Source organism: Rhizobium sp. C104, assembly GCF_022354505.1.
Taxonomy (GTDB): Bacteria; Pseudomonadota; Alphaproteobacteria; order Rhizobiales; family Rhizobiaceae; genus Rhizobium; species Rhizobium redzepovicii.
Genome location: NZ_CP092348.1, coordinates 524,845 through 545,125, shown reverse-complemented (window position 1 = coordinate 545,125; position 20,281 = coordinate 524,845). Strand labels below are relative to the sequence as shown.

At 61.0% G+C, this 20,281-nt stretch carries 15 protein-coding genes and 2 pseudogenes; 8 read left to right on the top strand and 9 right to left on the bottom strand.

Annotation, left to right across the window (positions count from 1 at the left end; all coding sequences use genetic code 11):
• Positions 1–7 precede the first annotated feature (7 nt).
• Both MF410_RS03770 and MF410_RS03765 read right to left on the bottom strand, forming a co-directional pair.
• On the bottom strand, positions 8–1,570 hold the full coding sequence (locus tag MF410_RS03770; RefSeq protein ID WP_097628211.1) for an amino acid permease: 1,563 nt from the start codon (positions 1,568–1,570) through the stop codon (positions 8–10).
• Positions 1,571–1,689: 119 nt separating this feature from the next.
• Positions 1,690–2,460: an N-formylglutamate amidohydrolase gene (locus MF410_RS03765; protein ID WP_097628210.1), complete on the bottom strand. Its 771-nt coding sequence runs from the start codon at positions 2,458–2,460 to the stop codon at positions 1,690–1,692.
• Between the two features lie 177 nt (positions 2,461–2,637).
• On the opposite strand from MF410_RS03765, the gene MF410_RS03760 reads away from it, so the two are divergent.
• The 6 genes from MF410_RS03760 to MF410_RS03735 all read left to right on the top strand — a co-directional run bounded on the left by MF410_RS03760 (position 2,638) and on the right by MF410_RS03735 (position 8,131).
• Entirely contained in the window at positions 2,638–3,510 is an 873-nt protein-coding gene (locus tag MF410_RS03760) for a MurR/RpiR family transcriptional regulator (RefSeq protein WP_097628209.1), read from the top strand.
• 191 nt (positions 3,511–3,701) lie between these two features.
• Positions 3,702–4,805, top strand: coding sequence for an ABC transporter substrate-binding protein (locus MF410_RS03755; RefSeq protein WP_012558401.1), 1,104 nt, complete (start codon positions 3,702–3,704; stop codon positions 4,803–4,805).
• Between the two features lie 71 nt (positions 4,806–4,876).
• Positions 4,877–5,770: an ABC transporter permease subunit gene (locus tag MF410_RS03750; RefSeq protein WP_097628315.1), complete on the top strand. Its 894-nt coding sequence runs from the start codon at positions 4,877–4,879 to the stop codon at positions 5,768–5,770.
• The gene (locus MF410_RS03745; protein ID WP_003593296.1) at positions 5,767–6,555 is read left to right on the top strand and encodes an ABC transporter permease; all 789 of its coding nucleotides are present in this window, start codon (positions 5,767–5,769) and stop codon (positions 6,553–6,555) included. Before MF410_RS03750 ends, MF410_RS03745 begins: the two co-directional genes overlap by 4 nt.
• Before the next feature lie 12 nt (positions 6,556–6,567).
• Complete coding sequence (locus tag MF410_RS03740) at positions 6,568–7,629, top strand: ABC transporter ATP-binding protein (RefSeq protein WP_097628208.1); 1,062 nt, start codon at positions 6,568–6,570, stop codon at positions 7,627–7,629.
• 196 nt (positions 7,630–7,825) lie between these two features.
• Complete coding sequence (locus tag MF410_RS03735) at positions 7,826–8,131, top strand: NIPSNAP family protein (RefSeq protein ID WP_097628207.1); 306 nt, start codon at positions 7,826–7,828, stop codon at positions 8,129–8,131.
• A 121-nt stretch (positions 8,132–8,252) separates the two neighbouring features.
• On the opposite strand, the gene MF410_RS03730 is transcribed toward MF410_RS03735, so the two are convergent.
• The 5 genes from MF410_RS03730 to MF410_RS03710 form a co-directional block, all read right to left on the bottom strand.
• Positions 8,253–9,254 (bottom strand): ABC transporter ATP-binding protein, encoded by a 1,002-nt coding sequence (locus tag MF410_RS03730; protein WP_097628206.1) that lies wholly within the window; start codon positions 9,252–9,254, stop codon positions 8,253–8,255.
• A 10-nt stretch (positions 9,255–9,264) separates the two neighbouring features.
• A complete protein-coding gene (locus MF410_RS03725) occupies positions 9,265–10,326 on the bottom strand; it encodes a Gfo/Idh/MocA family oxidoreductase (protein WP_097628205.1) in 1,062 nt (353 codons plus the stop codon).
• Positions 10,323–11,162 carry a carbohydrate ABC transporter permease gene (locus MF410_RS03720; protein WP_097628204.1) on the bottom strand — a complete coding sequence of 280 codons (840 nt, stop codon included), beginning with the start codon at positions 11,160–11,162 and terminating at the stop codon, positions 10,323–10,325. The genes MF410_RS03725 and MF410_RS03720 overlap by 4 nt, the downstream gene beginning before the upstream one ends.
• 9 nt (positions 11,163–11,171) lie before the next feature.
• Positions 11,172–12,119 (bottom strand): sugar ABC transporter permease, encoded by a 948-nt coding sequence (locus MF410_RS03715; RefSeq protein WP_097628203.1) that lies wholly within the window; start codon positions 12,117–12,119, stop codon positions 11,172–11,174.
• A 218-nt stretch (positions 12,120–12,337) separates the two neighbouring features.
• Positions 12,338–13,597 carry an ABC transporter substrate-binding protein gene (locus MF410_RS03710; protein ID WP_097628202.1) on the bottom strand — a complete coding sequence of 420 codons (1,260 nt, stop codon included), beginning with the start codon at positions 13,595–13,597 and terminating at the stop codon, positions 12,338–12,340.
• A 531-nt stretch (positions 13,598–14,128) separates the two neighbouring features.
• Here MF410_RS03710 and MF410_RS03705 point away from each other — a divergent pair.
• Positions 14,129–15,013, top strand: a complete 885-nt coding sequence (locus MF410_RS03705) for an N-acetylglucosamine kinase (protein ID WP_097628201.1) — start codon at positions 14,129–14,131, stop codon at positions 15,011–15,013.
• Positions 15,010–15,775, top strand: a pseudogene (locus tag MF410_RS03700) (GntR family transcriptional regulator). The gene MF410_RS03705 and the pseudogene MF410_RS03700 overlap by 4 nt, the downstream one beginning before the upstream one ends.
• Before the next feature lie 162 nt (positions 15,776–15,937).
• Here MF410_RS03700 and MF410_RS03695 read toward each other — a convergent pair.
• A complete protein-coding gene (locus MF410_RS03695; protein ID WP_097628199.1) occupies positions 15,938–16,171 on the bottom strand; it encodes a type II toxin-antitoxin system prevent-host-death family antitoxin in 234 nt (77 codons plus the stop codon).
• A gap of 195 nt (positions 16,172–16,366) precedes the next feature.
• Positions 16,367–20,141: pseudogene (gene metH / locus MF410_RS03690) on the bottom strand (methionine synthase).
• Between the last annotated feature and the right edge of the window lie 140 nt (positions 20,142–20,281).

Here is a 20,281-nt window from a genome sequence, read left to right as displayed (position 1 = left end):
TCGATGCTTATTTTTCGCCGCTTTCGCCAACCGCCGCTTCGGCAGCTGCGATTTCGGCCTGGCGCTTTGCCACCTCAGCGCCGATCGGCGGTCCCTTGAAGCGCCGGCTTTCAAAACCGAACCAGACGATTGCGGTCATCAGAAGGAAGCCAACGGTAACGTAAAGGGCAGCACCGTTCGGCGGTTGGATTCCGAGAATGAAGATCAGAACCATCGCGATGATCGACAGCACTGCAAAGAGCTTGAAGAGGCCTTCGCCGAGGTTCCACGGTCCCATCTTGTCCCATTTCGATGTGCCCCAGGCGAAGAGGCCGAGCGTGATCGGGATCGCGAAGGAGAAGAAGAGGAAGATGACCGTGCACGAAACGACGATGGTGTACACCGGCGTGTCGCCAATTTTCATGATATCGAGTGAGGTGAACCAGACGAACAGCACCGAAAGGATCGAGCCGGTCCAGATCGCAGCCACCGGCGTGCGGTACTGCGGGCTGACTTTCGACAGCGCCTTCGATGCCGGTAGGCCGCCGTCACGCGAGAAGGCGAAGATCATGCGGGAAACCGAAGTGACGGTAGCAAGGCCGCACAGCCACTGACTGACGAGGATCGCCAAGTAGAGGATGTCCTTCACGGTCGCGTTGACCTGCGTGTCCATCGCCCAGAAGAACACGTTCCAGCCCTGTTTTGCTGCATCGTCCATATTCGGCAGCATGAGCACGAAAGAGCACAGCATGATGTAGCCGAAGAGTGCCGACCACAGAACTGAGGCGACCATGCCACGCGGCACCGAGTGGGCGGCTTTGACCGTCTCTTCCGACGTATGCGCCGAAGCGTCGTAGCCGGTGATGGTGTAGATCGGCAGCAGCAGACCGAGCAGGAAAACCCAGCTGCCCGACGTCGTCGGCCAGACACTGCCGCCCGCTTCGCCGGAGTAATTGGCGAAGGTGAAGAGCCGGCCGAATTCATATGACGGGGCCGATAACAGGCACACTACGGCAAGCGCGATGGCGGTCGCGAAGATCAGATAACCCGAGAAGTCTGTCAGCTTTGCGGTCAACCCTATCCCCATATGGTTCACGAGCGCCTGTGCGCCGGTGATGATGACGAGGAAGACGATCCGCACCGTGATAGTGTCCGTCAAGCCAAGATAGCCCGTGCCGAACGTACCCATGAAGAAATAATAGGTGCCGACATTGATGGCGCCGAGCACCGTGACGAGACCGAGCAGGTTGAACCAGGCGGTCAGCCAGCCAGTGAAGCGGTTGCCGAGGATCGAACCCCAGTGATAAAGCCCGCCGGCCGTCGGATAGGCGGAGCTGATCTGCGCCATGGCAACGGCGAAGACGAGCGAGATGAAGCAGCCGAGCGGCCAGCCGATGCCGATGGCGGCTCCGCCGGCACCGGAGGTCGCTTGCGCCAGCGAATTGATGCCGCCGGAGAGGATGCAGATGATGGAAAATGAGACGGCGAAGTTCGAGAACGAGCTCATGCGTCGTTCGAGTTCTTGGGCATAACCCATGGAATGCAGGATGTGCACATCCTGCTTCTTGTCCAGTTCGGAATAATCCGACATGACTTCCCCCTGTTCACGATCGGCCGCGGGATTGCGGGCCGGTTCAGTGCCAAATTGCCCGCTGCATTTGCGCCGTGCGGACGTTCGCAGTTAGACTGCTCCCTCGGGTCTTCTTTTTATCAGGCGTCCAGGCTTTGCTGGAGCAGCCCTTTTAGATAGTCGGCCATGACCCCTTGGCCGACATCGTCTGCGACGAGGTCGTTGCGGACCTCGATCATCACATTGCGCAAGCCGTTCGACAGCCCGTGCAGGATCAGCGTGTGAGTCACGCCATCCTCAGGCCCGTAAGGCTGGTTGCGTTCCGTCCTGTAAAGCGGCGCCTCGGCCGCAGCCTCCAGCATGCGGTCGGCGAGCCGGCTGTCCTCGTCGTGCAATATGCCGAGTTCGACGGCGCGTTCGCGGCCGTGATAGACCGGCGTGAAGCTATGGATCGTCACGATGATGCTGTCTTGCCCCCTCGCCCGGCGATCGCGGATCAGCCCGCGGATGGCGTCGTGGAAAGGCACGTAGAGCGCGTCGGTGCGCGCAAGCCGTTCTTCGGCGGTCAAATCCGTGTTGCCGGGAACGGCATAGATCTCGCTTACTTCAGGCATGGCGCCGGGTGAACTCGGCGGCCGGTTGCAGTCGTAGATCAGCCGAGAGAACCGCTGATAGACGAGCGTCGCATCGAGCCCTTCCGATAAGCGGCGGGCGACTGAAAGAGCCCCCGGGTCCCAGGCAATGTGGCTTAAGAGCGCTTCGCTGGGCAGGCCGAGATCACCGAAATGAGCGGGAAGCACATTCGAAGCGTGCTCGCAGACGAGCAGCACCGGGCTTCGGCCGCCGACGCGCTCGATCCCGACGCAATCACCGTCCGCTTCGCTGAGGATTTTTGGCCCGGCCAGCACCAATGGCGCCACTCCTATCCCTTAATAAAAGCTTTCCAAGAAAAGAATTCTTCAGGTTTCGGTCACTGTCAAGCGTCGACTGAAAATTTCTTTTCATGACAGTAGTTGACATGGATTATGACAGCGTTGTTAACTTTGAGCGGGAAAGTGGCGCCAGACCACCCCGGGGAGCATCGTTAAGTGACAGTTGCATCGAAGACGGTTTCGGACGTCATACACTCGCATTTCGGGGTGCTGACGCGCGCCGAGAAGCAACTGGCCGAAAGCCTTCTCGACAATTATCCGGTATCCGGTCTCGGCAGCATCACCACGATCGCCGAGAATGCCGGCGTTTCAACGCCGACTGTCGTGCGCATGGTGCAGAAGCTCGGCTTCAAGGGCTATCCGGACTTTCAGGCGCATCTGCATCTGGAGGTCGAAGCGACGATCTCCAACCCGATCGCCAAGCATGATCGTTGGGCCCAGAACGCACCTGGCACGCATATCCTCAACCGTTTCGCCGATGCCATCATGAGCAATCTGCGCCAGACGTTGACCGATCTCGACACCGCGACCTTCGACAGCGTCGTCTCACTGCTGTCGGACCGCAAGCGCGGCCTCTATTTCGTCGGCGGCCGCATCACCGGCGCGCTTGCCGAATATTTCTTCACCCACATGCAGGTGATTCGGCCGGCGACGACGCTGCTGTCGTCGAACTCCAGCAGCTGGCCGCAATATGCTCTCAACATGAATGCCGGCGACATTCTGATCATCTTCGACATCCGCCGCTACGAGCAGGAGATGGTGAGCCTTGCCACTGCCGCTCGCAAACGCGGCGCAGAAATCGTCGTCTTCACCGACCAGTGGAGCTCGCCCGCCGCCAAGCTCGCCCGGCATGCCTTCCGCGTTCGGATCGAGGCGCCGTCGGCTTGGGACTCCTCCGTCGTCACCCTCTTCATCGTCGAAGCACTCATCGAGGCCGTTCAGAATTCCACCTGGGACGAGACGAAGGAGCGCATGAAGACGCTTGAGGGCTTGTTCGAGCAGACCAAGCTTTTCCGCAAACCGGGTTAGGAGGGACAAGAAAAACAAAGGGGAGAACAAGGACGGACTTTCGCGGAAACAGGTCGTGTCGTCGCAAATAAAACACGTGTCGCAAACGCCTGCTATTCATAGCAAAATTAACGTCATCCACCCGTCACACAAGCTTCATGTAAGCTGATTAACAGCATCGCCAGACACTGAAAACCCGAAGGAGAACAACAGTGATCTCTAACATTTCTCGACTTCTGTCGCTCTCTACTGCGATGATCGTGGCTTCGACCGCGATTGCCGCCGCCGAGCCGAGCGCTGAACTTATCGCCGCCGCCAAGAAGGAAGGCACCCTGACCACGATCGCTCTTCCGCACGACTGGTGCGGCTACGGCGACGTCATTGCGGGCTTCAAGGCCAAGTATGGCCTCGAAGTCAACGAACTGAACCCGGACGCAGGTTCGGGCGACGAAGTCGAAGCCATCAAGGCCAACAAGGGCAACACCGGTCCGCAGGCTCCTGACGTCATCGACGTCGGCCTCTCCTTCGGTCCGTCCGCCAAGAAGGACGGTCTGATCCAGCCTTACAAGGTTTCCACCTGGGATTCGATCCCGGACACGGCCAAGGATGCCGAAGGCTTCTGGTACGGCGACTATTACGGCGTTCTCTCGTTCCTCGTGAACAAGGACCTCGTCAAGGAATCGCCGGCCGACTGGACCGACCTGAAGAAGAGCGACTACGCAAACACGGTCGCGCTTGCAGGTGATCCGCGCAGCGCCAACCAGGCTGTCCAGGGCGTCTATGCTGCTGGTCTTTCCGCATCCGGCGGTGACGCGGCCAAGGCAGGCGAAGAAGGCCTGAAGTTCTTCGCCGAACTCAACAAGGCTGGCAACTTCGTGCCCGTCGTCGGCAAGGCGGCTCCCTTCGCTCAGGGCTCGACGCCCATCATCGTCGCCTGGGACTACAACGCCCTGTCCTGGGGCCAGAGCCTCAAGGGCAATCCTCCGTTCGAGGTTGTCGTTCCGAAGACGGGCGTCGTTGCCGGTGTCTACGTCCAGGCGATTTCGGCCTTCGCTCCGCACCCGAACGCTGCCAAGCTCTGGATGGAATACCTCTATTCCGACGAAGGTCAGCTTGGCTGGCTGAAGGGATATTGCCACCCGATCCGCTTCAACGATCTTGCCAAGAACAACAAGATCCCGAAGGACCTGCTCGACAAGCTGCCGCCGGCAGCAGCCTATGAAAAGGCTGTTTTCCCGACGCTCGAAGAGCAGGCGGCCGGCAAGGAAACCATCACCAAGAACTGGGATTCCGTGGTCGGCGCCAGCGTCAAGTAACCCCTGATCCTGCCTCCCCGCCCAACGGCGGGGAGGTTTTCTCACTCCGACGCCCCAGGATGAGCTTTTCCATGAGCACCGTCTCAACGCCTATGGTCAGCAGCGCCCCCTTGATCAACAGAGATCGCGTGATCGACTGGCTGGGCATTGCACCCTTCATTATCTTCTCGCTGCTGTTTCTGATCATCCCCACGCTTTATCTCGTGGCGGGCGCGTTCCTGACACCCGAGGGTAGTTTTACGCTGAAGAATATCGGCGATCTTTTTACGCCATCGATCATGAGCGCTTATTGGATCAGTATCCGCGTCTCGGTCGCCTCGGCTCTGGGCGGCGCGTTGATCGGCTTTTTCCTCGCCTGGGCCGTCGTGCTCGGCGGCCTGCCGAACTCGGTGCGCTCGACGCTTCTGACCTTCTCCGGCGTCGCCTCCAATTTCGCCGGCGTGCCGCTCGCCTTCGCCTTTCTGGCAACGCTCGGCCGCACCGGCCTCGTGACGGTCTTCCTGCGGGAATGGTTCGACTTCAACCTTTACAGCACCGGCTTCAACCTGCTGTCCTTCTTCGGCCTCACCATCACCTATATGTATTTCCAGATCCCGCTGATGGTGCTGATCCTGACGCCTGCGCTCGACGGCATGAAGAAGGAATGGCGTGAAGCCTCGCAGATCCTCGGCGCCACCAACCGTCAGTACTGGACGATGGTCGCGATGCCGATCCTCTGGCCGAGCCTGCTCGGCACGACACTGCTGCTCTTTGCCAACGCCTTCGGCGCCATAGCCACCGCCTTCGCGCTGACCGGCAGTTCGCTGAACATCGTGCCGATCCTGCTCTACGCGCAGATCCGCGGCGACGTTCTGCACAATGCCAACCTCGGTTACGCAATCGCGCTCGGCATGATCGTGATCACCGGCGTATCCAACGTCCTGTACCTCATGCTGCGCATGCGCGCCGAACGGTGGCAGAAATGAAAGCGCAACGTCTCGGAGCCTGGATCGCCATCATCCTGGGCGCGTCCTATTTCATCATTCCGCTAATCGGCACCATTGAATTTTCGCTGCGAATGCGCCGCGGTGAATACAGTCTCGATGCCTATCAGTCGGTCTTCTCGGACGCCCAGTTCCGCGAGACCTTCGGCTACTCCATGATGATGGCGCTTCTGACCATCGTCTTCGGCATGCTGCTCGTCGTGCCGACGGCCTACTGGGTGCGGCTGCGGCTGCCGCAGATGCGCCCGGTCGTCGAATTCATCACGCTGCTGCCGCTCGTCATTCCGGCAATCGTCATCGTCTTCGGTTATCTCAGGATGTACAACTCGTCGTCCTATCTGCCGCTGACGGGTTCGACGACCGGCACCAACATACTGCTGGTCTTCTCCTACATCACGCTGTCCCTGCCCTACATGTACCGCGCCGTCGACACCGCCATGCGCGCCATCGACGTCCGCACCCTGACGGAAGCAGCCGAAAGCCTCGGCGCGCGCTGGACGACCATCATGTTCAGGTGCATTTTTCCCAACGTCATGAGCGGCGTGCTGTCGGGTGCCTTCATCACGCTGGCGATCGTCATGGGCGAATTCACCTTCGCTGCCCTGCTCAACCGCCCGGCCTTCGGCCCCTACCTGCAGCTTGTCGGCGCCAACAAGGCCTATGAGCCTTCAGCACTGGCCGTCATCGCCTTCTCGATCACATGGCTCAGCATGGGCCTGCTCAACCTCGTTTCCCGCTTCGGCAAAGCCCGTCCGGCAAAGGCTTAAGGTAATCGGCTCATGTCTTTTCTCACGCTGACCAACATTCAGAAATCCTTCGGCCCGGTCCAGGTCGTCAAGAACTTCAACATGAACATCGAGAAGGGCGAATTCGTCTCCTTCCTCGGACCGTCAGGCTGCGGCAAGACGACCGTTCTGCGCATGATCGCCGGCTTCGAAACGCCGACCGGCGGCACGCTGACCATCAACGGCAAGGACCAGAGCGCGCTGAAGCCGAACCAGCGCAATATCGGCATGGTCTTCCAGGCCTATGCGCTGTTCCCGAACATGACGGTGCACGACAATGTCGCCTTCGGCCTGAAGGTCGCCGGCGCCCCCAAGCCTGAAATTGATGCCCGCGTCAAGGAAATGCTCGGCCTGATCAAGCTCGACCACCTCGCCGACCGCTTCCCCTACCAATTGTCGGGGGGCCAGCAGCAGCGAGTCGCTCTTGCCCGTGCGCTTGCCGTCAAGCCGCAGGTGTTGCTGCTCGACGAGCCGCTCTCCGCACTCGACGCCAAGATCCGCGTGTCGCTGCGCGAGGAAATCCGCCAGATCCAGCAGCAGCTCGGCATCACCACGGTTTTCGTTACCCATGACCAGGAAGAGGCGCTGTCGATCTCCGACCGCATCGTCGTCATGAACGCCGGCAAGGCCGACCAGATCGGTTCGCCCTTCGAGATCTATAATACGCCGGCAACGCGCTTTGTCGCCTCCTTCGTTGGGACGCTGAACCTCATCGAGGCCAAGGTCGTCGATCCCGACGCCAACCGCATCCAGATCGGCGATCAGGCCATCACGCTGAAGCAGTCGGTCGCAGCCCACAAGGCCGGCGAAACCATCTCGCTGGCGCTGCGCCCGGAAGCGGGCTCGCTCTCCGACACCGTCAGAAGCGATACCGCGCTCACCGGCCAGGTCGTCTCGGCCCACTTCCTGGGGTCGGTCATCCGCACCCGCATGAATGTCGGCGGCAACGTCATTTCCTTTGACATGTTCAACAGCCCCGGCGTCACCCCGCCGCAGGCCGGCGAAACGGTGACGCTGCGCTTCATGGCGGCCGATCTGCTGGTCATCCGCGACTGAGTTTGACAATACCGCTGACGCAAAAGGCGCCGCAAAACGGCGCCTTTTTCAGGTCGGTTGGCCGAACTGTCACCAAGCGTGATGCAGCCATCACCACAAAGCACTTGAACTCTCCCAACTCGGTGCCAGAAGTTGCCCAAACCAAATGAGCCGGGACAGCTCTTCGCCCGGCGTTTCAAGCGACGGGATATTTTCAATGATTACTTGCCACCTGCGTTATGTGATCGATCCGTACAAGCTCGCCGAATTCGAGGAATATGCCCGGCTCTGGATTCCGATCGTCAACAGGATGGGCGGCACCCATCACGGTTATTTCCTGCCATCCGAAGGCGCCAACAACATTGCCGTTGCATTGTTTTCCTTCCCGAGCCTTGCCGCCTACGAGGACTATCGAACCCGCATGGCAAGCGATCCGGAATGTCAGGCCGCTTTCGAACTCGACAAGCGCAACCGCAGTATCGTCAGCTATGAACGTAGCTTCATGCGGCCGGTGCTCAACTGATCGAACCGGCGGACGGCCGCTGCATATTAAAACCCCGCAGGTGAATTGACCCCCGAAAGTTGGACATCAACCTTCGGGGGTCAGTCAGTTCAAGGCCGCAGGGCTTGCGCTTGTCATACGCTCAGCGGATTGCCTGGTCGTCCACATCGAAGCGGTGCACACGCGCCTGATCCGGCGTCGCATAGACGGTCTCGTCGGGCTCGTACTGATGTTCGCCGAACAGACGCGCCGTCAGCAGGCCGCACTGATCGGATTCCAGATAGATGATTGTATCGGCGCCGAGATGCTCGACGTGCACGACCTTCGCTGCCCAACTCCCCTGCTCGCGCGATAATGTCATATGTTCGGGACGCACGCCGATCGTCTTGGCACTGTGATCCCCGACCTTTTCGGCCGCGATGAAATTCATCTGCGGCGAGCCGATGAATCCGGCAACGAAGACGTTCGCCGGACGATTGTAGAGTTCCATCGGCGAGCCGATCTGCTCGATCGCGCCGGCATTCAGCACGACGATCTTGTCGGCAAGCGTCATCGCCTCGACCTGGTCATGGGTTACGTAGATCATCGTCGCCTTCAGGCTGCGGTGCAGCCGAGCGATTTCAAGGCGGGTCTGAACGCGCAGCGCTGCGTCGAGGTTCGACAGCGGCTCGTCGAACAGGAAGAGTTCCGGTTCGCGCACAATGGCGCGGCCGATCGCGACGCGCTGGCGCTGACCGCCCGAGAGTTCGGCCGGCCGCCGCGCCAGATAGGGGGCGAGCGACAGCATGCCCGATGCCTTGCCCACTCGGCTATCGATCTCGTCCTTGGGCGTGCCCGCCTGCTTGAGGCCGAGGCCCATGTTGTCCTTGACCGTCAAGTGCGGATAGAGCGCATAGGACTGGAACACCATGGCAATGCCGCGCTTGGCCGGCGGCGTCAGCGTCTCGTCGCGTCCGTTGATGACGACGGCGCCCGAGGTGACGTCCTCAAGGCCGGCAATGCTGCGCAACAGCGTCGATTTTCCGCAGCCTGAGGGGCCGACGAAGATGACGAATTCGCCGTCCTCAACCTCGAGGTCGATGCCCTTCAGCACCTCATGCGTGCCATAGGTCTTGCGGATGGATTTGAGTTGAAGTGATCCCACTGATTTTTCCTTACAATCTGACCGGCTGGCCGGTGCGCACGCTCTCGTCGGCGGCAAGGCAGATGCGCAGCGACGCCACCGCATCGGCCATATGGCGATCGAGGTTCAGATCCTCGCGGATCGCCCTCAGCATGAAGGCCTGTTCCAAGTCGCAGAGCGCCTGATGACCGGGCTCGCCCGTCATCCTCATGTCCTGGTCGGGCCGGATGAACTTGCCGTCCGGCCCGGTTTCGGCCGTATGCAGACGGATCACGGAAGTCTTGGTGTGCGTGTCGATATCGTCGGACTTGGCGTTCGGATCCATGACGATCGACACCGCACCCTTCGGCGACATCACATCCTTCACGAAGAAGGCGGTCTCCGAGATCATCGGTCCCCAGCCGGCCTCGTACCAGCCAACCGAACCATCCTCGAAGAGCACCTGCAACTGACCGTAATTATACATGTCGGCGGCGATCTCGTCGGACAGCCGCAGCCCCATGCCGCGCACCTCGACTGCCCTTGCGTCGGTGATCTGACACATGACGTCGACATAATGCACGCCGCAATCGACGATCGGCGACGTGGTTTGCATCAGAGACTTGTGCGTCGCCCAGGTCGGGCCGCTGGACTGCTGGTTGAGGTTCATGCGGAAGACGTAAGGCGGGCCGAGCTTGCGCGCTTCCTCGATCAGCTTCGTCCATGAGGGGTGATGGCGAAGGATATAGCCGATCACCAGCTTGCGCCCGGCCTTCTTCGCGGCAGCGACGACCCTCTCAGCGTCGGCGACGGTGGTCGCCAGCGGCTTCTCGACGAAGACGTCGCAGCCGGCCTCGAAAGCGGCGACGGCATAATCGGCATGGCTGTCGGAATAGGTGTTGATCGAGCAGAGGTCCGGCTTCAGCTCGGCGAGCGCCGTCGCGAAATCGGGATGGATCGTATAGGCCTGCAGCTCGGGCTCCAGCTTCGGCGTCGAGCGGTTGACGAGACCGACGATCTCGAAGCCTGGATTGTTGTGATAGGCGAGCGCATGGCTGCGGCCCATGTTGCCGAGGCCGGCAACGAGGACGCGGATGGGTTTCTCGTGGCTCACTTGACGGCTCCTGACGTAATGCCGCGGATCAGCTGCCGCGAGAAGATGACGTAGAGAACGAGGATCGGCAGGATCGCCAGCGACAGCGCCGCCAGCACCGCGTTCCAGTTGGTGACGAACTGGCCGATGAAGATCTGCGAGCCGAGCGTTACCGTTTTCGTGGCCTCGGAGGGCGCCAGGATCAGCGGGAACCAGAGATCGTTCCAGATCGGGATCATCGTGAAGACGGCGACGGTCGCCATGGCCGGCCGAACCAGCGGCAGCACCAGGCGGAAGAAGATCGCATATTCGGAAAGCCCGTCGATGCGCCCGGCATTCTTGAGATCATCCGAGACCGTGCGCATGAATTCCGACAGGATGAAGATCGCCAGCGGTATGCCCTGCGCGGTGTAGACGAGGACCAGCGCCGTCAACGTATTGACGAGGCCTGCCGCCACCATGCCCTGCAGGATTGCCACCGTGCCGAGGCGGATCGGGATCATGATGCCGATCGCCATATAGAGCCCGAGCAGCGTGTTGCCGCGGAAGCGATATTCCGAAAGCGCGAAGGCCGCCATGGCGCCGAAGAGCAGTACCAGCAGGATCGAGACGATCGTCACGACGAAGCTGTTCTGGAAATAGGTGGCGAAATCGCCCTGACCGAGCACCGTCTGATAACCGACCAGACTGAATGTCGACGGCGTCGGCACCATCAGCGGCTCGCGGAAGATCGAGGCGCGATCCTTGAACGAGTTGACCACCGTCAGGAAAACCGGAAACAGCGCGACCAGTGTATAGGCGCCAAGCGCCAGATGCACGAGGCCGGTGCGGATCGGAGATGTGCGTGCCTTGGACATGCGCGCTCCTCAGAACTGGTAGCGACGCATGCGCCGCTGGATGACGAAGAGATAGAGCGAGACGCCGGCGAGGATGATGAGGAACATCACCGTGGCGATCGTCGCGCCCATCGAGCGGTCGCCGAGCTGAAGCTGGAAACCGAAGAAGGTGCGGTAGAGCAGCGTACCGAGAATATCGGTCGACATATCAGGTCCGGCGAGCGCCCCTTGCACCGTGTAGATCAGGTCGAAGGCATTGAAATTGCCGACGAAGGTCAGGATCGAGATGATGCCGATTGCCGGCAGGATCAGCGGCAGCTTGATCTTCCAGAATTGCGCCCAGCCAGTGATGCCGTCGCATTCGGCCGCCTCGATCACCTCTTCGGGGATGCTGAGCAACGCGGCATAAATCAGCATCATCGGAATGCCGATATACTGCCAGTTGGAGATCAGCGACACTGCGATCAGCGCCGAGCCGGGCTTGCCGAGCCAGGGCGCAAACAGGAATTTCAAGCCGATGAGATCGAGCATCCAGGGCGCCACGCCCCAGATCGGCGACAGGATCAGCTTCCAGATGAAACCGACGATGACGAAAGAGAGCAGCGTCGGCAGGAAGATCGCCGTGCGGTAAAAGGCGACACCGCGCAGCTTCGGCACCGAAAGCAGGGCGGCAAGCGCCACGCCGATCGGGTTCTGCACGCACATGTGGATAGCGAAGAAGATCAGGTTGTTGACCAGCGCGTTCCAGAAGTCATGCGCCCAGCGCGGATCGCCGAACAACACCCTGAAATTCGCAAGTCCGACGAAGGCCGGCTGACCGTCGACGATATTGTAGAGCGAAAGCCTAAGCGTTTCGATGAGCGGCAGCACCATGACGGCGGAATAGACGATCACCGCGGGCAGCATGAAGACGAAGATGTGCCAGCGCACCGGGCGCTTGATCGGGACGATATCGATCGCGTTGTCGGTTTGGCTCATGGCGTTTGCCTGTTCTCGTCGACTGGCCGCAATCCTGCGGGCGCAGATGGAAGATGTTGCGCCTCACCCGAACTCTCTGCCGACGGGGAGAGAGGCAATACCCTGCTGGGATGCGAAATCGGGCTGAGAGGTCGCTGCGAGTTCTGCTTCTCCCCGCGCGCGGGGAGAAGGTGGCCGGCAGGCCGGATGAGGGGCCGCAAACGCGGCCCCCCGCCACGTCACTTGGCCGGCTTGTACCAGCTGTCGAGGCCCTTCTGGAGCTTTTCGGCAGCGACCTTCGGCGTATCGGTGCCGTTGATCACGTTGGCGGACTCGACCCAGGTCTCGTTTTCAAGGTTCGGCGTGCCGCGTGACAGGATCTGGTAGGTCGAGCGCACGGTCGACTTGTACGGACCGCGCCAGGACACGAATTCCTGAGCGAGTGGATCGGACATCTTGACCGGGTTGGAGTTCAGGCTGAAGAAGCCCGGCAGCGCGTTGGCGTAGATATCGGCGAACTCGGGCGATGCGACCCAGCTGAGGAATTTCTTGGCTTCCTCGGCATGCGTGCTCTTCGCGTTTAGGGCAACGCCGATATCGGGATGGTCGGAGATGTAGCCGGTGTCACCGGCCTTCGGAACCGGCGGCGGGAACGCGCCCATCTTGAACTGGGCCTGCGTGTTGAACAGCGCGATTTCCCAGGAACCGGCCGGATAGATCGCGGCGCGGCCAAGCGTGAAGAGGTTCTGGCTGTCCGAGTAGGTCTGGGCTTCGAAGCCGTCCCCGAGATAGGGCTTCCACTTGGCAAGCTCTTCGTAGGGCTTGACCCAGTCGGCGTCCGTCAGCTTCTGCTTGCCGGCGATAAGCGCTTCGCGGCCCTCTTCACCCTTCCAGTAGTTCGGGCCGATGTTCTGGTAGCCCATAGTCGCGGCTTCCCAGAGATCCTTCGTGCCCATGGCGAGCGGGATGTAGGTACCGTCGGCCTTGATCTTGTCGAGGGCTGCATAGAACTCGTCCTGCGTCTTCGGCACGGAGATGCCGAGCTTGTCGAAGGCATCTTTGTTGTAGATGAAGCCGTGGATGACCGAAGCCATCGGCACGCAGAAGGTCGACTTGCCGTCGTCGGTGGTCCAAGCCGCCTTGGCGACGGCTGAGAAGTTCTCCATGCCCGGCAGGCTGGTAATGTCGACGAGCTGCTTCTTGTTGAAGAGTTCCAGCGAAGCGTCGAACGGGCGGCAGGTGATGATGTCCCCTGCGGAGCCGGCATCGAGCTTGGCGTTCAGCGAGGCATTGTATTCGGTCGGCGCGGTCGGCGAGAAGACGATCTTGATGCCCGGGTTCTTCGCTTCGAAGGCCGGAATGATCTTCTCCTGCCAGATCTGCAGGTCGTCGTTACGCCAGCTTTCGACTGTCAGCGTGACGTCGGCGGCATGGACGAGACCTGCCGAAGTCAGCAGGCTGGAGGCAAGCAGAAAGCTTTTCAGAGCAGTGTTTTTCATTTCCCTCTCCTGTGTTTTGAGCGCCGCAAGGCGCTGTTTTCGATCTGAAACAAGCAATTGGTGTGCTTGAGGAAACACCCAACGCCTCTTGGAGGGCCGCCAGCACCTGCCGGCCCCGAAAGCTCGACGGACGCAAAGGCGGATCGCTTGCGGCCGGACTGCGCGCTGCCCCGTGACCTGCATCGGGCGCGGCAAAATTGATCGGGAAAAGCCGATGGATACCGAACTTCGCCACCAGTCTGACAAGCGGTGGGTCGTTCTCTCGATCATCCTCGAAGCGGTTCCGGCTTGGCTTTGCCGCCGGTTTTCGCGGGCTTCGATGTGCTGTTCCCTTTTGCCGAATTAAGTCCAAAAAAATACCAATTGTCCAGCCGAATTTAACTTTTCTGCCCCAAAAAATTCATTAAAAAATTTTATCAAATAAAATCAACATGATAAAAAGACGAATTTTCTCTATCATTCCCACTTGGTAAATGGTATTTTTTTGGTATTGTAATAAAAAACATAGGGAACGGCGTATTCGGAGGCCCGATGACGGAGCTTGCAATCGGCATAGACGGCGGTGGAACGAGCTGCCGAGCCGCGGTCGCGGACAGACACGGCAATGTCATCGGCCGCGGCAAAGCAGGCCCGGCCAATATCCTGTCCGATTTGGAAAATTCTCTTCTCAACATTGTCGAATCCGCCCGGCAGGCGCTGATAGATGCAGGACTTGCGGCTGAAACCATCGCCTCTGTTGCATCAGTCGTCGGCGTCGCCGGCGCCAATGTCACGGATTACGGGCAGCGAATAAAAAAGGCCCTGCCCTTTGCCGAAGGCCGCGTCGTCACCGATGCGCTAATTGCCCTACAGGGCGCGCTCGGCGATGGCGACGGCATCGTCGGGGCCTTCGGCACCGGCTCGGTCTATAATGCCCGCAGGAACGGCCGGCTGAACGGCATCGGCGGTTGGGGCTTCATCGTCGGCGACCAGGCAAGCGGCGCCCGCCTCGGCCGCGACCTGATGGAGCGATCGCTGCTCGCCCATGACGGCGTGCGCCCGTCGTCTCCCATGACCGAAGCGATCATGGCCGAATACGGCAGCGATCCTGAGCGCATCGTCGAGTTCGCGCATTCGGCAAGACCGATGGATTTTGCCCGCTATGCACCTGTGGTCTTCGAACATGCGGCTAAGGGCGATGCCGTCGCGGTCGGCATCATCACGGACGCGGCAACGGCAATCGGCGAAAGCCTCGAAGCGCTGCTCTGGCCTGAATGCCCGTCGATCTGCCTGCTCGGCGGCCTTGCAGGAGCCTATGAGCCGTGGCTTTCCGAACGCTACAAGGCACGGCTTGCCAGGCCGAAGGGCGATGCCCTGCAGGGTGCGGTCGAACTTGCCGTCAAGCTCCTGCACGACGAACAGAGAGGTGCGGCATGACCGACGACCTGGCCACCCTCCTGTCCCTGGAGCGTCTGCAGGCGGCCGGCACCGGCCCGCTCTACGTCAAGCTGCGCCGTACGCTGGAAGAGGCCGTGCGCACCGGTACGCTCGGTCACGGCGATGCGCTGCCGCCGGAACGCGACATCGCGGAATTCGCCGCCGTCAGCCGCGTCACCGTGCGCAAGGCGATCGACGAACTCGTCGCCGACGGTCTGCTGGTGCGCCGCCATGGTTCCGGCACCTTCGTCGCCAAACCCGTCTCAAGGGTCGAGCAGCGCCTGTCGCAGCTTACCTCCTTCACCGAGGACATGGCGCGCCGCGGCATGTCCTCCCGTTCCGAATGGCTGCACAAGGGCATCCACACCCCCTCGCCCGACGAGATGATGATTCTCGGCCTCGGCACCGACGTGAAGGTTTCGCGCCTCTCCCGCCTGCGCATCGCCGACGACCAGCCGCTGGCAATCGAAAATGCCAGCGTCTCCGGCGAGTTTCTCCCCGATCCCGCCGCCGTCACCAATTCGCTCTATGCCGAACTCGAACGACTCCAGGTCCGCCCGGTGCGGGCCGTGCAGCGCATCTCGGCGACCAACATGAAGGAAGCCGACGCCCAGATTCTCGGTGTCTCCGTCGGTGCCGCCGGCCTGTCGATCGAGCGCATCTCCTATCTCGGCTCCGGCCGCGCCGTGGAATTCACCCGCTCGCTCTATCGCGGCGACGCCTATGATTTCGTCGCCGAGCTCGACGATCGGGGTTACCTGAGCCTACCAGAAGCGAGTAATCCAGCGCTCATTTCCGGCGAGTTGATCGAAGATCGCATCGGCGGAAGTGATCGGTATCCCATTCAGCATGGCAGTGGCGGCGACAGCCGTTTATCGCCAGTCAGCGCCCATGCCCAGGCATGGGTATCGAGTAGAAGGGAATTCACTCGCCCCCTTCCCAGGCCGCAAGGTCGCCCTCATCCATGGGCGCGAAAAAGTCAGGCCCATTTCCAGCAACCAGCCCCTTGAGCAGGCCGATCTTGAAGGAAGATTGCACAATCGGCATGATCTTCACGACAGGCTTGCGTCCCCTAGCGATCACCACTTCTTCACCGGAAAGCGCGGCGTCGATCAATTTCGATAGATTGGCCTTCGCGGCATGGATAGTAACTTGCATCGCGGCCCCATTCGCTGCTTGGCAGAGAATGCCATTACAACATCAATTCGGCTATCGAATTCGAAAAGCTAGAACGCGGATCATTATTGAACCATATCAAAATCATAGAGCCGGAAAGTGAATCACTTCCCGGCTTTCATTCATTGAATCAGTTCCTGAGCGCGCCGCCTCAAGCGGCTGCGAAGACTCAGCAAATCAGGCGGCGTCTTCGATCTCCTCGCTGGTCTTGCGCGGCACGTAGTTTAGCACCGGCCCGAGCCAGCGTTCGACTTCGGAAACCTCCATGCCCTTGCGCTTGGCATAGTCTTCCACCTGATCGCGCTCCACCTTGGCGACGCCGAAGTAATAGGAGTCGGGGTGGCCGATATAGAGACCCGAGACCGATGAGCCCGGCCACATCGCATAACTCTCCGTCAGCTTAACACCGGCAGCCTTTTCCGCGTCGAGCAGCCTGAAGAGCGTTGCCTTTTCGGTGTGGTCGGGCTGGGCGGGATAACCCGGCGCAGGCCGGATGCCGGCATAGGCTTCGGTGATCAGATCCTCATTGCTGAGCGTCTCGTCTTTTGCATAGCCCCAATATTCGCGCCGCACCTGCTCGTGCATGCGCTCGGCAAAGGCCTCGGCGAAGCGGTCGGCCAGCGCCTTGACGAGGATCGAGGAATAGTCGTCGTTCGCACGCTCGAAGCGCTCGGCGATGGCGATTTCCTCGATGCCCGCCGTCACCACGAAGCCGCCGACATAATCCTGCACGCCGCTTGTGACAGGTGCCACGAAATCGGAGAGCGCCACGTTCGCCCGCCCATCGCGCTTCGAAAGCTGCTGGCGCAAGGTGTAGAAGGTGGCAAGCTCCTTGCTGCGGCTTTCATCGGTGAACAGCCGAATGTCGTCGCCGACGGCGCCAGCCGGCCAGAAGCCGATGACGGCGCGCGGGCGGAACCACTTTTCGTCGATGATCTTCTTGAGCATCGACTGCGCATCAGCCCAGAGCGCACGCGCCGCTTCGCCCTGCTTCTCGTCCTCGAGAATGGCGGGGTAACGGCCGCGCAGTTCCCAGGTCTGGAAGAACGGCGTCCAGTCAATATACCGCGCAAGCTCGGCCAGATCGTAATCCTCGAATACCCGCGTGCCGAAGAATTGCGGCTTCGTCGGCTGGTAGCCGGACCAGTCGACCTTATGCGCATTGTCGCGGGCCCGCGGCAATGGCAGGCGCACTTTCTCTGCCTCGCTGCGCGCATGGGCGGCCGCCACCTTGGCATATTCGGCCCTTGTATCGTCGACATAGCCCTGGCGCGTCTCCGGCGACAGCAGCGCCGAGACGACGCCGACGGCACGGCTCGCATCGGTGACGTAGATCGCCTGCCCCTTGTTGTAGCCGGGATGGATCTTCACCGCCGTATGCACACGGCTGGTCGTCGCCCCACCGATCAAAAGCGGGATCTCAAAACCCTGCCGCTCCATCTCGGCCGCGACATGCACCATCTCGTCGAGCGACGGCGTGATCAGGCCGGAGAGGCCGATGACGTCGACCTTTTCGGCAATTGCCGTCTCGAGGATCTTTGTCGCCGGCACCATGACGCCGAGGTCGACGATCTCGTAATTGTTGCAGGCCAGCACGACGCCGACGATGTTCTTGCCGATATCGTGCACGTCGCCCTTGACCGTCGCCATCAGGATCTTGCCGGCCGAGCGACGTTCTTCGCCGCCGTTCAGGCGCTTTTCCTCTTCCATGTAGGGCAGCAGCACGGCGACCGCCTGCTTCATGACACGCGCCGACTTGACCACCTGCGGCAGGAACATCTTGCCCGAGCCAAACAGATCGCCGACGACGTTCATGCCGGCCATCAGCGGCCCTTCGATGACGTGCAGCGGCCGGGCCGCCTGCTGGCGCGCCTCCTCGGTATCGGCTTCGATATATTCGGTGATGCCGTTGACCAGCGCATGTTCGAGACGCTTCTCAACGCTCCATTCGCGCCAGGAAAGATCCTGGACCCGGCCTTCCCTGGCGCCGGCGCCGCGGAAACGCTCGGCGACTTCGAGCAGCCGCTCGGTGCCGTCGGGGCGGCGGTTCAGCACCACGTCTTCGCAGGCCTCGCGCAGTCTCCGGATCGATATTGTCGTAGACGGCGAGCTGGCCGGCATTGACGATGCCCATGTCCATACCCGCCTGGATGGCGTGGTAGAGAAACACGGCGTGCATCGCCTCGCGCACCGGCTCGTTGCCGCGGAACGAGAAGGACAGGTTGGAGACGCCGCCGGAGATATGGACGAGCGGCATGCGCTCGCGGATCGTTCGGGTCGCCTCGATGAAATCGACGCCGTAATTATTGTGTTCTTCGATGCCGGTCGCGACCGCGAAAATGTTCGGGTCGAAGATGATATCCTCGGGCGGGAAGCCGATCTTCTCTGTCAGAAGCTTGTAAGCGCGGGTGCAGATTTCCACCTTGCGCTCATAGCTGTCGGCCTGCCCCGTCTCGTCGAAGGCCATGACGACGACGGCGGCACCGTAATTGTGCAACAGCCGCGCCTGGGCGAGAAAATTCTCCTCGCCTTCCTTCAGCGAGATCGAGTTGACGATCGGCTTGCCCTGGACGCGCTTCAGGCCGGATTCGATGATCGAGAATTTCGAACTGTCGATCATCACGGGCACACGGGCGATATCGGGCTCGGCGGCGATCAGGTTGAGGAACTCGACCATCGCCTTTTCGGAATCGATCAGGCCCTCATCCATGTTGATGTCGATCACCTGCGCGCCGTTCTCGACCTGGTCGCGTGCGACGTCGAGCGCTGCCGTGTAGTCGGCATTGGTGATCAGCTTGCGGAACTTCGCCGAGCCGGTGACGTTGGTGCGCTCGCCGACATTGACGAAGGGGATGTCCTTGGTCAGCTCGAAGGGTTCGAGGCCCGACAGCGACATGAAAGGGCGATGCTCGGGAAGCGGCCGCGGCTTGTACTTGGCGACGGTCTCGGCGATCGCCCGGATATGCTCGGGCGTCGAGCCGCAGCAGCCGCCGACGATGTTGACCAGGCCTTCGCGGGCAAAGCTGTCGATCTGCGCCGCCATCAGCTCCGGCGTTTCGTCGTACTGGCCGAATTCGTTCGGCAGGCCGGCATTCGGATAGGCGCAGATGAAAGTATCGGCGACACCCGAAAGCTCCTGCAGATGCGGGCGCATCGCATTGGCGCCGAGGGCGCAATTGAGCCCGATGGTGAAGGGATTGGCGTGGCGCACCGAATTCCAGAAGGCCGACGGCGTCTGGCCGGAAAGCGTGCGGCCGGAAAGGTCGGTGATCGTGCCGGAGATCATAACGGGCAGGCGCACGCCCTTGGCCTCGAAGCGCTCCTCGCAGGCGAAGATCGCCGCCTTGGCGTTCAGCGTGTCGAAGATCGTCTCGATCAGGATGATGTCGGCGCCGCCGTCGATCAGGCCGTCGATCTGCTCGCCATAGGCGGAGCGCAGATCGTCGAAGGTAACGGCGCGGAAACCGGGATTGTCGACGTCGGGCGAAATCGAGGCGGTGCGGTTGGTCGGGCCGATGGCGCCAGCGACGAAACGGCGGCGGCCGTCCTCGCGCTCGGCACGCTGTGCCGCGCGGCGGACGATTTCCGCACCCTCCTTGTTGAGGTCGTAGACCGCCCCTTCCATCTCGTAATCGGCCTGGGCGATGCGGGTCGAGGAGAAGGTGTTGGTCTCGAGAATATCGGCGCCGGCCTTGGCGTATTTATAATGGATCTCTTCGATCGCATCCGGCTGGGTCAGGATCAGAAGGTCGTTATTGCCCTTCTGGTGGCAGGCGCAGCCGATAAAGCGGGTGCCGCGGAACTGGTCTTCGTCATAGCCCAGCCCCTGGATCTGCGTGCCCATGGCGCCGTCGAGGACGAGGATGCGCTCGCTCGCGGCTTTGCGCAGCGCTGCGAAAATTTCGTTGCCGTCACGTTTGCCCGTTTCCGGACCAAAAAGAGTATCGAACACGGGAGGGCTCCTTGACGTCGTAAGACCAGACAGTTCAAATCACATAAAGATATCTTTATGTCAATATATGCCTATCGATTTCGTGCTTTGCAAGTCTCAGCGGATGACAGGCTTGAACGGCCTCTATATAGGCAATTGAC